This window comes from Flectobacillus major DSM 103, from assembly GCF_000427405.1.
Lineage (GTDB): Bacteria > Bacteroidota > Bacteroidia > Cytophagales > Spirosomataceae > Flectobacillus > Flectobacillus major.
The window spans coordinates 1,060,555-1,077,182 of the sequence record NZ_KE386491.1 but is presented as its reverse complement, the minus strand read 5'-3'; the positions used below and the strand labels follow the sequence as shown (position 1 = coordinate 1,077,182).

The window sequence follows — 16,628 nt, the reverse complement described above, 5'->3', positions numbered from 1 at the left end:
CTACACTATCGCACAATAGAATGTGCAATTTAACTGAAAGTAGCCTCAATATTAGTATTCTGGCCTTATTAAGTTAGTATCTGGACATCCAAAAATCAAAAAGCTACCAAGTAAATCTTGGTAGCTTTAGCAATTCCATCATACATTTCCAACTGTATATTTTTACTATTTTTATCCTACGACGACCTGTAAGCCATTTCGTACGGCGACTTGGCGTGTGGGCCCAAAAATACCCTTGCATAAATCCTAATAATAGCCAAACCATCTACAATCAAACTCAGGGCTGTAAATGATGCCAACACGATCTGGTCTTCGTGAATATGGCTAAATATTAGGTCTTCACCAATAAATGTTGGCGAAATCGGAAATCCAGAGACACCCAAACAAGCTAATAAAAAGACAAAAGCAATTTTGGGATGTTTGTACGAATGCCCATGAAAACGATTCAGGTCGATATTTTGCTCGAATCCTTTCAAACGGCTCAAACACCAATACCCAATAGCACTGGCTATAACAACACCACTCAGATACCATACAACCTCATCAAATTTGTACTGCTCGTTGAACGATACCGACAAAGCCACCCAAAAGTGGTTCATCGCTACCATTACCCAGCTCATCTGTGTTTTTCTTCGCTCTGTAAATGATTTTAGCACCATGATTAAACCCAATAAAGCAAATAATATTGGTAAATAGGGCTGTATATTGACAGGAATAAGGCTTTTGTTCAATAAACTCAACAAACCTATCAAGTACGCAGGTATAAAAAACAATACCACACGATTGAGATTCAAGAAATTTAATTTTGCTCCTATTTGTTTCAATGGGTTCCACAATACTTTGTACATCAACGAATCTAAATTCCACTCGTTCAAACACAATATATAAAAAGTATTAGCCAACCTTCTTGGAAAAGAGTCTTCGATAGAGCGTTTGCGTGGCGAGAAATTATAAAATTGTTCTCTGATCAAATAACTTACCACCGACGGCGACACCAACAATTGATAGGTTCTTAAAAAAGCATTTCCTGCAAAATGGAACAACGCTAAGTTTTCAAAACCAAGAGCAATTTCTATAAAAATCAATCCAATCTGCGAAATAGACGAATACGCAATCTGGCTTTTTACCGACGACTGTACTCTTGCTATCCCAGTTGTAATCACACTCGTTACCAATCCTAACAGTCCAATAATAATTCTTACCGAAAGCTGATGTTCCCAAAAAGGAAAAGTTCTTAACAAAATAAATACGCCCAAATGTACCGACAGCGACCCATAAAAAATAGCAGACGATGGTGTTGGGCCTTCCATAGCACGTGGTAACCATGAAGAAAATGGCAACTGAGCCGATTTGGCAGCGGCCGAAACCAAAATCATCAACGATATAAATACCCCCATTACACTATGCGACTGCAAGTGTTCGTGGACTAACTCATAATTGCTTAGTTTTAAAAAAGTAATATTTTCATGCCAAAGATGATGACTAGCCCACATGGCCAAAATCAACCCAACGTCGCCAATTCTATAAATTGAAAATACTTTTACCGCATTTTTGACAGGCAAATAACGCTCACGGTAAAAGGCAATTAATAGAAAAGACGAGATTCCTAAAATTTCCCACCCAATAAAGAGCGTTTCTAAATTACCCGAAAAAATAGCGATGTTATAACCTATATAAAAAAACAAGATAGTATTGAAAAAACGCTTGTATCCTGCCTCGCGGTGAAGGTAATAGCGGCTGTAAAGTGTTACCAAAAACGTAAGCAATGCCCCTACAAAAAGATACACGGCTGTAATTCTATCAAAAAGAAAATCCACAAAAAACTCATAGCCTTCGGTTTTGAAAAGAACTATGTCTTTTTGGTTGAGTGTTGGGGCTCCGTTGAATACCCAATAGCCCAAAAAACCTATTGAAATCAACAAGTGGGCTCCCACAAACCCAAAAGTAGCTCCAGAGATGATGGTTTCCTTTTTATCTGGAATAAATAGGCTCACAACAAAGCCCAAAATCGGAAATAGTATAAAAAAATGAAGTAACGAATTCATATTCAGGTAGCTTACAGTAATTACAAAATAGTTGTCAAAAACAATTATACCAAATTAGTGGCTCTGGTATATACCAACCTATGTTATTACGAGTTGATTAAATAAACAGGAAAATTAGTTTGATGCGATTCTATCAATGGCATAATATCATTGACGGTTTCTAAAGATTTGGTAATAGGAGTATATGGCTCAAATGTACCATTCTTGAATACCGATAGTGCTTTGGTAGTAGGATGTACCGTTACCAAATTCAGCCAATCATTCTCAAACCATTCGTATGTTTCTTGGGCTTTCTGAATGGTTTTTAGCACCACTTCATTATAATGTTCTACAATAATCAACATCCGAACGGGGTCGTGTACTTCTATCATCTGGCTTGGCAAGCCAGGGCGTAAATCACCATCAATACCATTGGCTACCCCAAACAAGCCCATTACGTTATGAGGCAGTTTTGTACCTGCACCTAATTTTTGATTATCTACTCTTGAAAAATAATACTCCAAATTAATACCTCCACAAACAGGAGCAGCGGCTTTCAGAATACTGAATAAAGCGTTGCCGTCGGGGTCGATAGTATAGTCGTAAGAGTTCAAAAACGACCTTCTGTCTAAAAATAAGCCCTTCGATAGCTCCCTTTTACCAATAATACACAAAGCATTGGTAGCATGATTAAGTTCAGGACGTGGCTCAAATAACGACACCGAACGTTGTCTGATCAACTCATGAATTTTAACTTCATTTTGTGTGGTATCTATCGACTCAAAACGTCGTGAACGTTCTTTGGCATTAAAATCTGTTGCCTTATCAATCGCAATAAGATTCTTTTTGTGCTGAGCTAAATTGGCTGGCGACAGCGATTCCTCGTCAAAGAAAATAATATCATCGCGGGTGGTATCGTGCAAGCCCCCCAAAAACTGTGTTGTATCAGGAATATCAATTCCTCTTTTGCGTAACTCTTCTCGTACTTGAGGATTATTGGCCATCGACGAAATCACACGGGCGTTTACCGAACCCGCTCGTCCACTACATGCACCACAATCGTAGGCGGCATAATGAGGATTATTGACACTACTAGAGCCATGCCCAATAGCATATACAATCGGAGCAAAGTCTTTTACCAAGCCAATACTTTTTAGTAAACCCTCTACACGTTGTACCATTTCGTCTAGCATAAAGCCAACTTGCAAGCCATTTTCCTGTTCTTTGAGCCGTTCGTAATCAATCGTAAGTTTTGAGAACCTATCCATGTGCTTCAACGACGATGCCGTAGCAGGACTCATCGACGGTCGGAAAATATTGATAAATAACTTCATGGCCGACCAAAAACCCAAAGTTTGTGAAATCAACCAACCGCCATAAAACGAATGAGAGTGTTTGGTAAAATGAACATCTTTAGGGCGTTTGTTAGTCGAGCCGATTTCTTTTACCAAAAACTTAGGTTTTACTGGTACAGGACACACTTTTGTATAGAACTTACCGTCTTCGGGCTGATAGTAAAACTCTACCCCAAAAAACCCTGGCGTTCCGAAAGTTTCACAATGAGGGTCTTGTGTTTCAAAATGACGACGAATAGAGCACTCACGGTCGTCGATACAAAACATAGCCTGAAAGGTTTTGGGGCCTGCCTTCTTCGCTCCTACTTTTTCCATTTGAAGCCCCGCCAATACTTGATCGTAATAGGTCCATTCAAAAGCAGTTTGCCAAAGCCTTAATACTTCGCTGAGTTCGGTTTCTTCTACCTCGGCAAACAAAGCCGTGGGTTTATGCCCGATTTTGTTACCAAGTGGAGTCCAGTCTGTACCAAACTGAGCATCTATAGCATCGATTTCAAGCAATAGCTCCAAAATAATCAGGTCATGCAACGAAACCTGTTTGGTATCTAATAAGGTTTCGGGCTGAGTTTCTACAGCCGAAATCATACCCGACCAACCTGGATGAGCAAACTGCTGGTCGTACAAATAATGTTCAAATAAAGCCTCGTCGCCAATCAAAATCTTGAGCAAGTCGGTAATCTGTGGTTGGGTATTTAGGAGTAATTTTTTAGCTCTGGGGGTTTTGAAAAAGCTGGTAAAGCTATTTCGCTCCATTTCAATAATGGCATTCAAAAAACCTTGATTACGAACAGGGAAGCTCCAGATAGCAATTCCTTGATCAAGGTAACTACATAATATTCTAAATAATTTTGGATGAACTACAGAATCTAAATCAAGGTGGTACGATTTTTTCCAGTACGACCTTACATAACCAATTCTTGGCAAATGGTGGTCATTATACGTCTTTGATAGTAGTCTTTCTTTCCACTTTGCTAATTGCGATATACCTTTATTTTCTATCAGCACATTTTCCAATATATCTTCTCTGATTCTATTTTCTTCAAACAATGTACGGAACTCGCCAAGAGAAAGAGATACTTTATAACCAAATATTTCGGAAGCATTTCTGATGGCCTGATAAAACTTCAAATGTTGAAAAGCATGAAGTGTATTATGGTGTACAAAATCCTTTAGAGGGGCTTGTGCTGGCAAAAAATGTTTGATATCGTGTAACACATGATGTTCATCGAATACAACTAATTGTTTTTTCATCTCAAATATATGTTTACTAATGCTTTACAAATGATAATAGTGATGTGGGTCTAATACAATAGGGCTTTTCAGTTGAAAATACTGATAATCAAGCATATAACAATACAATATAGGCTATAAATAACCTAGCTAATTCATCAAAAAATACGTATTTATTAGAAAATACTTGAGCAAGAAAAAGGTATCCATATTACTGTATACGACAAAGTCTATATACGCTTATTAGGACACACCAGGTCATAGTCTGAAATTTCGATAAAGCACACAAAGCTGCTTGCAAGAAAGGAATAAAGAGCTTGTACAAGGATGTACAAAGTTATGAGGTACTACTAATGTAGAGATTGTAAATAACGAAGGGTAAGACGTAAATCCCCAAAAAGGCTTTACATCGTCTTGGCTATCCTCTTCGGTTTCCTCCGATTCTTTGAGGGATTCTTCGCCATAATAGCCTTTGTGGGCGTGGGTTGCTGCACTTACCCAAAATTTCTTCACAAGATTCCCCTGCTTGTGTTCTACAGAAACGGCCGTAATAGCCGCCACTTTCAAACTAGCAAAAAGAAGAATAAATGAAATTTTCAGGAATTTCAACATATCCGAATACCGGCTATTACGCTTAATAATGACATCTTGGAACACAATGTAAGCGTTTAGTTTAATATATTCCTAAAAAAAATCATAAATTTTAATCTTCTATAGGATTTTCCTGATAAAAATTCAATTTTTCATTTGAAACAGACTAAAAGCAGGCGTAATACTTTGTTGATAAGCTCATAATACCTAGAAAAATTACAATACTAGAAAAGCCTTTTTTACTTGATATTCCTTACCTTTGCAAGCTTTTTTTACTCTAATCTTTTGTCAACCAACTATCCTCCATGAACGTTGTACCTGTTAGCAGCTCTATTATTGATGCAGCCTATTTAAGCACATTTTTACCAATACCATATTCTCTTGATAACAATACCGTTTGTCAGCTTATCAAGGCGGGCATCAATCATACCTATTTGGTAGATACTGGCACGCATAAATACATTTTCAGAATTTATAGTTATAACTGGCGAAGCATTACCGAAATCAATGAGGAGGTAAACCTCCTAAACTTACTTCATGCCAAACAAATACCCATTTCGTTTGCTATTCCCGATTTGCAGGGGCTGTATATTCAAACCTTCAATGCCCCCGAAGGACCCAGGTTTGGGGTATTGTTTTCGTTTGCTGAGGGTGAAAAAATCTTGTCATTTTCAGAAGAAATCCATTACAAAATCGGAGAAACGATGGCTCAAATACATCAGGTAACCGAATCGCTAGAGCTTGAACGTGTTACTTATTCTAGCGAAGTATTATTGGTTAATTCTATCCAGCAAACGGAACGTTTTTTGTCGGAAGATACCGACGAAATGCAGTTTTTAAGAACTACCCAACAAATACTCCTCCATACTTTTGACAATCTACCTACCCATGGACTACGCAGAGGTATTGTTCACCTCGATATTTGGTTTGATAACCTCAATATAGCCCAAGACCAAATCACTATTTTTGATTTTGACTTCTGTGGAAATGGCTATTTATGTATGGATATTGGCTATTATATCTTACAAATTTATAGTACCGAAACCGACGAACAGACTTTTAGAAGCAAATGTCAGCACTTTTTGGCAGGTTATGAATCTGTTCAAAAGATTTCGGCCGAAGAAAAGGCTGTACTCCAAGCATTTGCAACAAGCATATACTTTTTCTATCTTGGTGTTCAATGCCAACGTTACGAAAACTGGTCGAATGTCTTTTTGAATGAAGTTCATTTAAAAAGACTCATCCAATTACGAATAAAACGCTGGTTTGATTTGTCATTCAATCTACAAGACCATGGAGCTAAACAGTAAAAAGCTAGAAAAAACCTCGAAGGTTATTTATTATACCATCTCGCTAGTATTATGTTCTTTTCTTATCCTACTTTCGAGTAAAATTATTGACGACCTCGACAGTACTGTCAATGCTCCTGCTTTTGAACAGTTTGAGCATACCCTCGAACTTCAGAAACTCAGAAAAAGTAAGACACTTTTGCTACAACAACAAGCCAATTTTCAGAACCAGATTAATATGTTTCAAAAAACAATTGAGTTGGCGACACAAAATTATACCCACGAAAAGCAATCATTTGAAAATTGGCTAGCCACTCGCAAAACGCTAGGTTCGCCTTCAAAAGACCAAGAGGTAATTCAGCGAGCCAAACGCCTTGATGAGTTTTATGCGGTAGAACAAGCTTGGCGAGAACAAATTAGTATTTTGACAGGACGCAATGAACAACTAAACCGCCAAATAGTCAATCTCGACACTCAAATAAACAAAGCTACCGAGCTTTCAGAAAAGCATTATCAGGAAGCACTCAAGCACTACGAACTCAAGGTATTCTTAATTCGGTTATTATTTGTAAGCCCTGTTTTGCTTCTTGGTATTTTCTTTTTTATCAAGTACCGAAAACATAAATTTTGGCCGCTATTTATGGGCTTTAGTTTCTTTTCGCTGTACGCTTTTTTTATTGGGCTTGTACCTTATTTGCCAAGTTATGGAGGGTATGTACGTTCAATTGTCGGGATTCTTTTGTCGATTGGCTTAGGGTATTATGCTATCAAAAAGCTACAAGAATACCTCGAAAGCAAACGAGCTGAGTTAAAAACCTCTACCGAAACCCGTGCCCAAAGGGTACATAGCGACATTGCCGAAAAAGCTCTCGACAATCATATTTGCCCTTCGTGTGGAAAAGATTTTATTTTGAAAAAATGGGAGTTTCCTACAGGTACTATCAAAGATACCGATACTTTTAAATTGGTGACTAATTTTTGTCGACACTGTGGCCTCGAATTGTTCAAACCTTGCGGACAATGTGGTCATGAAAATTTTGCACACCTCCTCTATTGTGCTTCATGTGGTACTGCTATTAAAAAGAATACCCTTCAGGATACATAATTTTAAAACGGAACAAATTACTAATTAGCTCATCAACAACATACTAAATCGTTTATTTGCTTATAAAAATCAGGTAAAAACTTTATATTTATCTCAAATTTTTGAATATAAGCTATTTTTGACCCAAAATAGCAACCCTCCTTCCCTTACAATACTTTGTGACACTATATTTTTAACAACTTTATAATCCATGAAAAGAGTGACAGGAATTGGTGGTGTTTTTTTTAAATGCAAAGACCCACAGCAAATGAAAGACTGGTATGAAAGGCATTTAGGTCTCCAAACTGATGAATATGGTACTAATTTTGAGTGGCGACAAGCCCAAGATGAAAGCCAAAAAGGATTTACACAATGGAGTCCATTTCCTGAAAGCAGTCAGTATTTTGCTCCTTCCTCCAAAGATTTCATGATTAATTATCGGGTCGAAAATCTTAGCGAATTAGTAGAAATATTACGTCTTGAAGGTGTTACAATTATCGACGACATAGAAGTCTTAGAGTTTGGAAAGTTTGTACATATCCTCGACCTTGAAGGGAACAAGATAGAGCTTTGGGAAGCTAATGATATAGAATACGACAAAATCATAGCTGGTCGTACCTCATAAGTATAAGTCATCCCGAATTTAGTGAATGGTGATTATTTTTGAAGATGCTTTGCGGCTAAAGATGTGTCATACTGATATTTAACATACAAAAGGCGTTTGAAAAACTAATTTCGAAGGCCTTTTGCATGAATAGTCCCTAATTTTCTATTATTTGAGCAATAGATAAGCCTCTTCAATGTTCACTTGACGACCTTGTGAATCTTGACAAACACTAATAGCGTTTTTTAATATTACCTAAAATTTAGGATGGCTCATGCTTATAAAATCATACCATCTTGCATTATCAATTTGCGGTCGGCCATATTGGCCAAATCTTCGTTATGAGTTACAATTACAAAGGTTTGTTGGAATGTATCGCGTAGTGTAAAGAAAAGCTCGTGCAACTCATGAGCATTTTTAGAGTCCAAATTACCAGAAGGCTCATCGGCAAAAATAATGGCAGGAGCATTCATCAAAGCCCGAGCCACAGCGGTACGCTGCTGCTCGCCACCCGACATCTGCGAAGGCAGGTTATTGATTCTGTCCTTCAAGCCCAACAATACCAACAATTCTTCGGCACGTTGTTTTATTTCTTTTTCTGCTTTTCCTTGAATAAAGGCAGGCATTGCCACATTCTCCAAAGCCGAAAATTCACCTAACAAATTATGGAATTGAAAAATAAAGCCAATTTTCTCGTTTCTAAAAGCTGCCAAAGCCTTTTCGCCCAATAAGGTAACATCTTGGTCGGCAATAATAACTTTCCCTTGGTCGGGTTTATCTAAAGTACCCAAAATCTGCAACAAAGTACTCTTCCCTGCCCCCGAAGCTCCAACAATCGAAACTACCTCACCTTTGGCAATGTGCAAATCTATGCCTTTTAATACTTGTAGAGAGGCATAATTTTTGATAATATTTTTGGCTATAAGCATAATTCGCTGTTTTCTTTTTCCTCAAAATTCACGACAAGAAGCAAAAAAACAACATTATTCTTGAAAAAGAAAATAACTCGTAGACATAAAAAAAGAGATAGCCCCTACAGCTACCTCTTTTTTTATTGATACAGGATATACTTGTCAAAGTAATAATACCAATTTAATAAACGCTAAATACGTTGTTTATTCAACTGATTTTCAAATTTCAATTATCAACTTCTTCAAGAATTAATATCCATCATTTTGTTTTAACGACTTATTGGTATCAATTTCTCTTTGTGGAACTGGCAATACCAATGCGTTGCTATTGTACACCAAAGACCCAACAGCTTGTTTGTTACGCTTAACGTCCAAGTAGTTGATGCCCTCAAAAGCAAACTCTAATCTTCTTTCTTTCAAAATATCAGCCAATGCTACCGACGACAAAATATTAGCTCCAGCACGAGCCCTGATAAGGTTAACGTCAGTTAATGGAGCAGCACCAACAGTAGTTCCCAAGCGAAGGTTACATTCGGCACGAGTCAAATACATTTCGGCAATACGTACAATAGGTAAATCGCCGTATCGGTCGGCAAACTTGAGTGTGTACATATTTCTATTCAACTCTTCAAAAAACTGGCCACGAGTATCCTCTGCAGAATAAAGAGCCAAGTGTTTTGCTTGAACACGAATATCGCCACGACCTTGGTTTCTTGTCGAAGCATAAAACGTATTCAAATCATTAGTACCGTCTTGGTCAGTAACAATAATTCTAAAAATCAACTCAGAACCATTAGTTGCATCGTTGAATGCTTCAGAAAACGAAGGCGCTAACTGCTGTACACCCGAAGCAATAACACGGTTGGCAGCGTCACGAGCCAAAGCATAATTACCTTGTGCCAAATAGACACGAGATAAAATAGCAGATGCCGCATTTTTGGTAGCAAACCCAGTATTGGTAAGCGATTCGGGCAACAATTGTTCTGCTTTTGTTAAATCATCTAATACTTGTGCATAAATCTGAGCCACAGAAGCACGTTCTTTGCTATCGACAGAAGTAATACCCCGAGTTGGTGTCAAAACCAATGGTACAGCCAAGTTGGTAGCATTGTTACCATCACCCCAAAACTTCCCATATAAGTTCACCAAGTCAAAGTACAAAATACCTCTGATAAAACGAGCTTGTCCTTCAACTGAAGCACGTTCAGCTTGGTCAACTTTTTCAAGTGCCGAAAGCACGTTGTTGACACGGTTAATAGCATTATAGCTATCCATCCACAGGTTGGTAATATCGCCATTGGTTGGAGCAATCGTTTTTCTCCAGATTTCGTCCAAAGTAGTAAACGTACCACCAAAAACTACGTCACGGTCATCCACAATCAACTCTTTGATATACTGGCTACCTCCCCCCAACACATTTACATCACTAATACCATCGTAAGCACCCACCAGTGTAACCTGAACGTCTTTTGAAGTATTCAATGCTGCTAATTCGTCGATACTTACCTTAGGTTCAATATCGAGTTGTTTATCGCAAGCTGTCAGCGTACTCAACGCAAAGCTTACCATTAATATATTTTTAAATATCTTATTCATCTTCTTTATTCAATTTAGATTAAAAACCAAGATTTACACCAAATGTAATGGTACGAGCTTGTGGAGCTGTGTAGAAGTCATAACCCTGAGCAATATTAGAAACAATATCATCAGCATTTACTTCTGGGTCCCAGCCTGTGTATTTGGTGAAAGTTGCCAAGTTTTGAGCCGTAACATATACACGCATGTTATTGATTTTTGCTTTGTTCAAGATATTTTTAGGAATATTATATCCTAATGTAACGTTTCTTAAACGAACAAAAGAACCATTTTGAATAAAACGACTTGATGCCTGAGCCCCATTGTTATAGAACAAACGAGCTTCAGGAATATTGGTATTGGTGTTGGTTGGAGTCCAAGCATTTAGCTGGTCTACAGTTTGGTTATCTTCAAAACGACCGTTAGCAGAAGAGAAACGGCCAACGCCATAGAAGTTAATATCATTACCAAATTGACCGTTAATAAATACGCTTAATTCAAAACCCTTGTAACTAAATGTATTGGTAATACCGCCTGTCCAATCTGGCAAAGCTTTACCTACCACCACACGTTGAGCTTGTCCGTATACACTGGTTGTTGAGCGGTCAATAGAACCATCAGCATTTTTTGTATTTTTGTACCACAAAGCATTACCATTGGCAGGGTCAACACCAGCATATTCGGCTGTAAAGAATGTACCAATTGGCTGGCCTTCTACGGCACGGCTCATGTTGTTCAAACCACCCTCAATAATTTGTCCTTGCAAGTCGGTAACTTTGTTGGCATTGAAAGCTGCATTAAAGCTTGTTCTCCATTTGAAAGCCCCAACAAGGTTATCTGAATTTAAGACAAATTCAATACCCTTGTTTTGCAATTTACCAATATTACGAGTTTGTGTAGCAAAGCCTGTCGAGCCTGGTACGTTTACATTCAACAACAAATTAGATGTATTTTTTTGGTAAACATCAATTTCCCCTGTCAAACGGTTATTTAAGAAACCAAAGTCAACGCCAAAATCAAATTGGTCGGTAGTTTCCCAGCTCAAGTCTGGGTTTGCCAACTGGATTGGTCTTTGTCCTGGAATAGTACCATAACCAGCATCACCAGCATACAAACCTCTTTGAGGGAAGTTAATTGTATTGGTAGAAGCACCGCTACCATCAGCACCAATTTCAGCATTACCTGTACGGCCATAACTTGTACGTACTTTCAAGAAACTAATACTTTTGTTGTTTTTCAAGAACTCCTCTTCCGAGACTACCCAACCCAACGAAGCCGCAGGGAAGAAACCATATCTTTGGTTTGTACCAAAGCGAGAAGAACCATCAACACGAGCACTTACCCCCAACAAGTAACGGTCGTTGAACTTATAGTTGGCTCTTGCAAAATATGACAAGAAACTAAAAGCTGTTTCAGATGAGTTACCAGCTGTTTTACGAGCCGCCGCAAAAATTGTTTGGTATGAGTCTGAAGGGAAGTCCTGACCTTCGATATAATGACGTTTTGTTTCAGAGCGTTGAAACGACATACCCAATGTAGCATCTAATGAATGTACCCCAAAGGCTTTGCTATAAGCAAAGAAATTGTTGGTATTGTAGTTTTCTACACGTACAGTTCTTGACACACCCAAACCACCCGGTACACCTGTATTACGAGCAGTAAGTGAGTTATAGAATTGCTCTTCTAACTGATTAAGTACATCTACACCATATTCAGAACGGAAAGATAAATCTTTAGTGATTTTTAGTTGGCCATAAACACTCCCAATTGTACGATTTACAGTAGTATTATAAAATGCGTTACCAATATTAACAAGTGGGTTATAGTAATATGGAATACTTGGGTCGCCTGGCAATGAACCCGCTGGTAAGCCTGTAGCTGGGTCGATAGAAGGAGTCATTGGAGGCAAAGCTACCATTTGCATAGGGTTATCAAACTGGCGGTCGCCCGAGATACGCTTATTCAAGGTTCTTGACAAAGACATATTCACCCCGATTTTGAATTTATCAGTAAGAGAATGGTCTAAGTTCATACGTCCAGTAGCTCTTGTCAAAGCATTTCCTACAAGAATACCCTTTTGGTCTAGGTATTGTCCTGAAACAAAAATAGATGTTTTTTCAGAACCACTCGTAATATTCATATCATATTGGCTCATTGGAGCATCTTGATAAGCCAAATCGCCCCAATTGGTTGAAGCTTGATTGGCTGTACCAAAAGTACCCAAACCTTGTGTTACAAAAAAGTCATTCATATATGACGTTGATGAACTTGGGTCAGATGGGTCTATTTCATCTAAGCGGTCGGCATTACCTGCTGCCTGACGATAAAAGTTTACATATTGTTCTGTATTCAAAAACTGTAACTTACGAGTAGGCTTGCTCGACCCTACCTGATAGCCAAAGTTTACACGAGTTTGACCATTTTTACCTTTTTTAGTAGTAATAATCACAACACCATTGGCACCACGAGCTCCATAGATAGCAGCGGCAGCGGCATCTTTCAATACCTCCATTGATTCAATATCTTGAGGGTTGATATCGGCCAAAGGGTTGGTTGCTCCAAACTGAAAAGAAAGGTTATTAGTAGTCAATGGAATACCATCTATTACATACAAAGGCTGAGTATTGGCCGAAATAGAAGACTGTCCACGCACATTGATACGGATACCTTGCCCCAACTTGCCACTACCCGAGTTTACAACAACCCCTGCTGCTTTACCTTGAATAGCTTGGTCGAAAGTAGTAACAGGCATATCCGAAATATCTGACGATTTAATTTTGGCCACATTTCCAGTTACATCACGTTTAATCTGAGTACCAAAACCTACTACAAGTACTTCTTCCAATGCCTTAGTATCTTCTTTCAAAGCCACATTAACGGTAGTTTGGCTACCAACAGCTACCTCTTGGCTAATAAAACCCACAAATCTAAATACTAATACCGATTTGCCACTTGGTACACTAATAGAATAGTTACCATTTGCATCAGTTTGAGTTCCTCTGCCAGTACCTTTTAGCTGGACTGTTACACTAGGAAGACCCGAACCATCTTCTGACGATGTTACCTTTCCTGTCACTTTGCGATCTTGGGCTGTTAAATTAAACAGTACCCCAATCACTAGCAGGAAGCTTAATAATAAATGCTTCTTCATGAAGTGTATGTGTTTAGTGAAAAATGAAAAAAATGAAAATTTAATAGAATTAGTAGAGTTCAGTGTACAAGTATAAGCCCTACACGAGTAAAAATAAACATTTTAGTACGAAAAAGTCGCTAAAATTAAGTAGTTATCTCTATTTTGCTTTATATTTTGCTAATAATTATATAACATTTCAGCCTACAAAAAAGATTTTATTTTTTACCATATCTAATGTAGATGAACTGGTTAGCATCAATAAAATTCAAAAAATAATAAGCAGGCTATAAATATTTAGCAAAGAAAAACGCCTACTTTAGAAGTTTGTCAGTAATTTAGCGAGCGATTTCTTCAATACTCTTTTCCAAAGCATTTATTATTGCAATAATAAAAGTGTAATTGAAGAGCTAATTTTAAGGAGGAATCTATTTTCCGTTTTGTACATTATAGTTTCATAAATAATTGTATATCAAATGAACATTCACGAGTATCAAGCTAAAGACATTCTCAAAAGCTACGGTGTCCGTATTCAGGAAGGCATCGTTGTGGATACACCCGCACTGGCAGTTGAAGCTGCCCGTGAGCTAACAGCTAAAACAGGCTCTCAATGGCATGTTATCAAAGCTCAAATCCATGCTGGTGGACGCGGTAAAGGAGGCGGTGTTAAACTTGCCAAAAATTTAGAAGAAGTTCGTGAAAAATCGGAACAAATTTTGGGTATGCAGTTGATTACACACCAAACTGGCCCAGAAGGAAAAAAAGTAAATAAAGTTTTAATTGCTGAGGATGTCTATTACCCAGGCCCTTCTGAAATTAAAGAATACTACATTTCGATTTTATTAGACCGTGCTACTGGTAGCAATGTAATCATGGCATCTACTGAAGGTGGTATGGATATTGAAGAAGTAGCTGAACACTCTCCTGAAAAAATCATCAAAGAATGGATTGACCCTCGTGTTGGCCTTCAGCAATTCCAAGCTCGTAAAGTAGCTTTTGCGTTAGGTTTATCGGGCGAAGCTTTCAAAGAAATGGTGAAATTCATCAATGCTCTTTACAAAGCTTATGTTACTTCTGACTCTTCGATGTTTGAAATCAACCCTGTGTTGAAAACTTCAGATAATAAAATATTGGCAGTTGATGCAAAAGTAAACCTTGATGACAACGCTTTGTTCCGTCATCCAGATTTTATTGCTTTGCGTGATACTACCGAAGAAGACCCCTTAGAAGTTGAAGCTTCGGCCAATGACCTTAACTATGTAAAACTTGACGGTAACGTGGGTTGTATGGTAAATGGTGCTGGTTTGGCAATGGCTACTATGGACATTATCAAGCTTTCGGGTGGCGAGCCTGCCAACTTCCTAGATGTTGGGGGAGGAGCTAACGCTAAAACGGTAGAAGCTGGCTTCCGTATTATCTTGAAAGACCCTAACGTTAAGGCTATCTTGATTAATATCTTTGGTGGTATTGTTCGTTGCGACCGTGTCGCTACGGGGGTTGTTGAAGCTTACAAAGCTATCGGAAACATTCCTGTACCAATCATCGTGCGTTTGCAAGGTACAAACGCTGCTGAAGGTGCTAAAATCATCGATGAATCTGGCTTGAAAGTATTCTCTGCCGTTTTATTGAAAGAAGCTGCTGAAAAAGTAGAACAAGTATTGGCTGGAACTATCTAATTACAGCTAATAAGTATATAAAAAAGCCAAGTTGTCGAAACGATAACTTGGCTTTTTTTATGATGATACAAATGGTAAATTAGGGAGCAATTACGTTTTGAGAATAACCTATTAATTATCAATTCATCCAGACTAAAGCTTTCATTTAGGCCAACCCCTTGCTCTAAAAAACCGCATCACTCTTCATTTACAATTCATATTAGTATTTGGTCGATTTTGTACCGCTCCCTCCTGCCGTATAATATTGGTTAGCTTCAGGCAATATTTTTTTGATGTTAGCAATACGTTGTTCGTCGGAAGGGTGAGTCGATAAAAATAACGGAGGTTTTGTACCCTTGTTCAAAGCAGCCATTCTTCCCCAAAACGCCACTGCCTCTTCAGGATTATACCCAGCCATAGCCATAAAAATTAACCCCAAATGGTCAGCCTCCGACTCCTGTCCACGTCCATTGGCCAAGATAGTCAACTGAGCCCCCGCAGGAGCTGCCACACCAAATACTGTATTCCAAAGCCCTTGTGTAGCCTGTGGTTTATCTTTCATAGCAACCTGAAGACCTACCTGCCCAGCAGCCAACAAGCCCTGAGCAATCATTCCTTGGCTCATTCTTTCGGCACCATGCTTGGCAATAGCATGCGACACCTCGTGCCCCATTACTACGGCTAGCCCTGCTTCGGTTTGAGTAACTGGCAAAATCCCTGTATATACTACCATTTTACCTCCAGGCATACACCAAGCATTCACTTCGTTGCTTTGTACCAACTCTGTTTGCCACTGATAACCATTCAGATAATTAGGATTACCCGTTTTCTCGAAGTATTGCTGGGCAGCACGAGCAATTTTGTCACCGACACGCTTTACCATCGCCGATTGCTGAGAAGACGCTGGTATTACCTTATTAGTATCCAAAAATTGTTTGTAGCTAGTCAAAGCCATCGAATTCATCTCTGAATCAGAAACAAGCAAAAACTGTTTTCTACCAGTAATGGGTACACTAGCACAAGCCCACAAAATAGCAATTAGTAAGGGGCCATATAAAAGAACTCTCTTCATGTTTTTATGATAAAATTTAAGGATAATTAACCATTAAGACGCAAAAGTTGCAAAAAGGTTCTACATTTCTATGAATAAGCCGTAGTTTTGTAGTAAAATTCACTAGCG

General features: G+C 38.4%; 11 protein-coding genes. 4 read left to right on the top strand and 7 right to left on the bottom strand.

Features of this window, described 5'->3' with window-relative positions; all coding sequences use genetic code 11:
- Nucleotides 1-176 precede the first annotated feature (176 nt).
- The 3 genes from FLEMA_RS0106290 to FLEMA_RS0106280 all read right to left on the bottom strand — a co-directional run bounded on the left by FLEMA_RS0106290 (nucleotide 177) and on the right by FLEMA_RS0106280 (nucleotide 5,221).
- Nucleotides 177-2,045: a proton-conducting transporter transmembrane domain-containing protein gene (locus tag FLEMA_RS0106290; RefSeq protein WP_026994732.1), complete on the bottom strand. Its 1,869-nt coding sequence runs from the start codon at nucleotides 2,043-2,045 to the stop codon at nucleotides 177-179.
- An 86-nt stretch (nucleotides 2,046-2,131) separates the two neighbouring features.
- A complete protein-coding gene (locus FLEMA_RS0106285; RefSeq protein ID WP_026994731.1) occupies nucleotides 2,132-4,630 on the bottom strand; it encodes a YbcC family protein in 2,499 nt (832 codons plus the stop codon).
- A gap of 237 nt (nucleotides 4,631-4,867) precedes the next feature.
- A complete protein-coding gene (locus FLEMA_RS0106280) occupies nucleotides 4,868-5,221 on the bottom strand; it encodes a hypothetical protein (RefSeq protein WP_026994730.1) in 354 nt (117 codons plus the stop codon).
- 284 nt (nucleotides 5,222-5,505) lie between these two features.
- Between FLEMA_RS0106280 and FLEMA_RS0106275 the strand changes: the two genes are divergently transcribed.
- The 3 genes from FLEMA_RS0106275 (at nucleotide 5,506) to FLEMA_RS0106260 (ending at nucleotide 8,198) form a co-directional block, all read left to right on the top strand.
- Nucleotides 5,506-6,510: a phosphotransferase gene (locus FLEMA_RS0106275; protein WP_026994729.1), complete on the top strand. Its 1,005-nt coding sequence runs from the start codon at nucleotides 5,506-5,508 to the stop codon at nucleotides 6,508-6,510.
- Nucleotides 6,494-7,594, top strand: a complete 1,101-nt coding sequence (locus FLEMA_RS67715; protein ID WP_052353988.1) for a hypothetical protein — start codon at nucleotides 6,494-6,496, stop codon at nucleotides 7,592-7,594. The genes FLEMA_RS0106275 and FLEMA_RS67715 overlap by 17 nt, the downstream gene beginning before the upstream one ends.
- A gap of 190 nt (nucleotides 7,595-7,784) precedes the next feature.
- Complete coding sequence (locus FLEMA_RS0106260) at nucleotides 7,785-8,198, top strand: VOC family protein (protein ID WP_026994728.1); 414 nt, start codon at nucleotides 7,785-7,787, stop codon at nucleotides 8,196-8,198.
- A gap of 257 nt (nucleotides 8,199-8,455) precedes the next feature.
- Here FLEMA_RS0106260 and FLEMA_RS0106255 read toward each other — a convergent pair whose 3' ends face one another.
- The 3 genes from FLEMA_RS0106255 to FLEMA_RS0106245 form a co-directional block, all read right to left on the bottom strand.
- Complete coding sequence (locus tag FLEMA_RS0106255) at nucleotides 8,456-9,106, bottom strand: ABC transporter ATP-binding protein (RefSeq protein WP_026994727.1); 651 nt, start codon at nucleotides 9,104-9,106, stop codon at nucleotides 8,456-8,458.
- Between the two features lie 231 nt (nucleotides 9,107-9,337).
- Nucleotides 9,338-10,684: a RagB/SusD family nutrient uptake outer membrane protein gene (locus tag FLEMA_RS0106250; RefSeq protein ID WP_026994726.1), complete on the bottom strand. Its 1,347-nt coding sequence runs from the start codon at nucleotides 10,682-10,684 to the stop codon at nucleotides 9,338-9,340.
- Nucleotides 10,685-10,703: 19 nt separating this feature from the next.
- A complete protein-coding gene (locus tag FLEMA_RS0106245; RefSeq protein ID WP_026994725.1) occupies nucleotides 10,704-13,814 on the bottom strand; it encodes a SusC/RagA family TonB-linked outer membrane protein in 3,111 nt (1,036 codons plus the stop codon).
- A gap of 455 nt (nucleotides 13,815-14,269) precedes the next feature.
- Here FLEMA_RS0106245 and sucC point away from each other — a divergent pair, with 455 nt between their 5' ends.
- Complete coding sequence (gene sucC, locus FLEMA_RS0106240; RefSeq protein ID WP_026994724.1) at nucleotides 14,270-15,469, top strand: ADP-forming succinate--CoA ligase subunit beta; 1,200 nt, start codon at nucleotides 14,270-14,272, stop codon at nucleotides 15,467-15,469.
- Nucleotides 15,470-15,668: 199 nt separating this feature from the next.
- On the opposite strand, the gene FLEMA_RS0106235 is transcribed toward sucC, so the two are convergent.
- Entirely contained in the window at nucleotides 15,669-16,520 is an 852-nt protein-coding gene (locus FLEMA_RS0106235; protein ID WP_026994723.1) for a M48 family metallopeptidase, read from the bottom strand.
- Nucleotides 16,521-16,628: the final 108 nt, after the last annotated feature.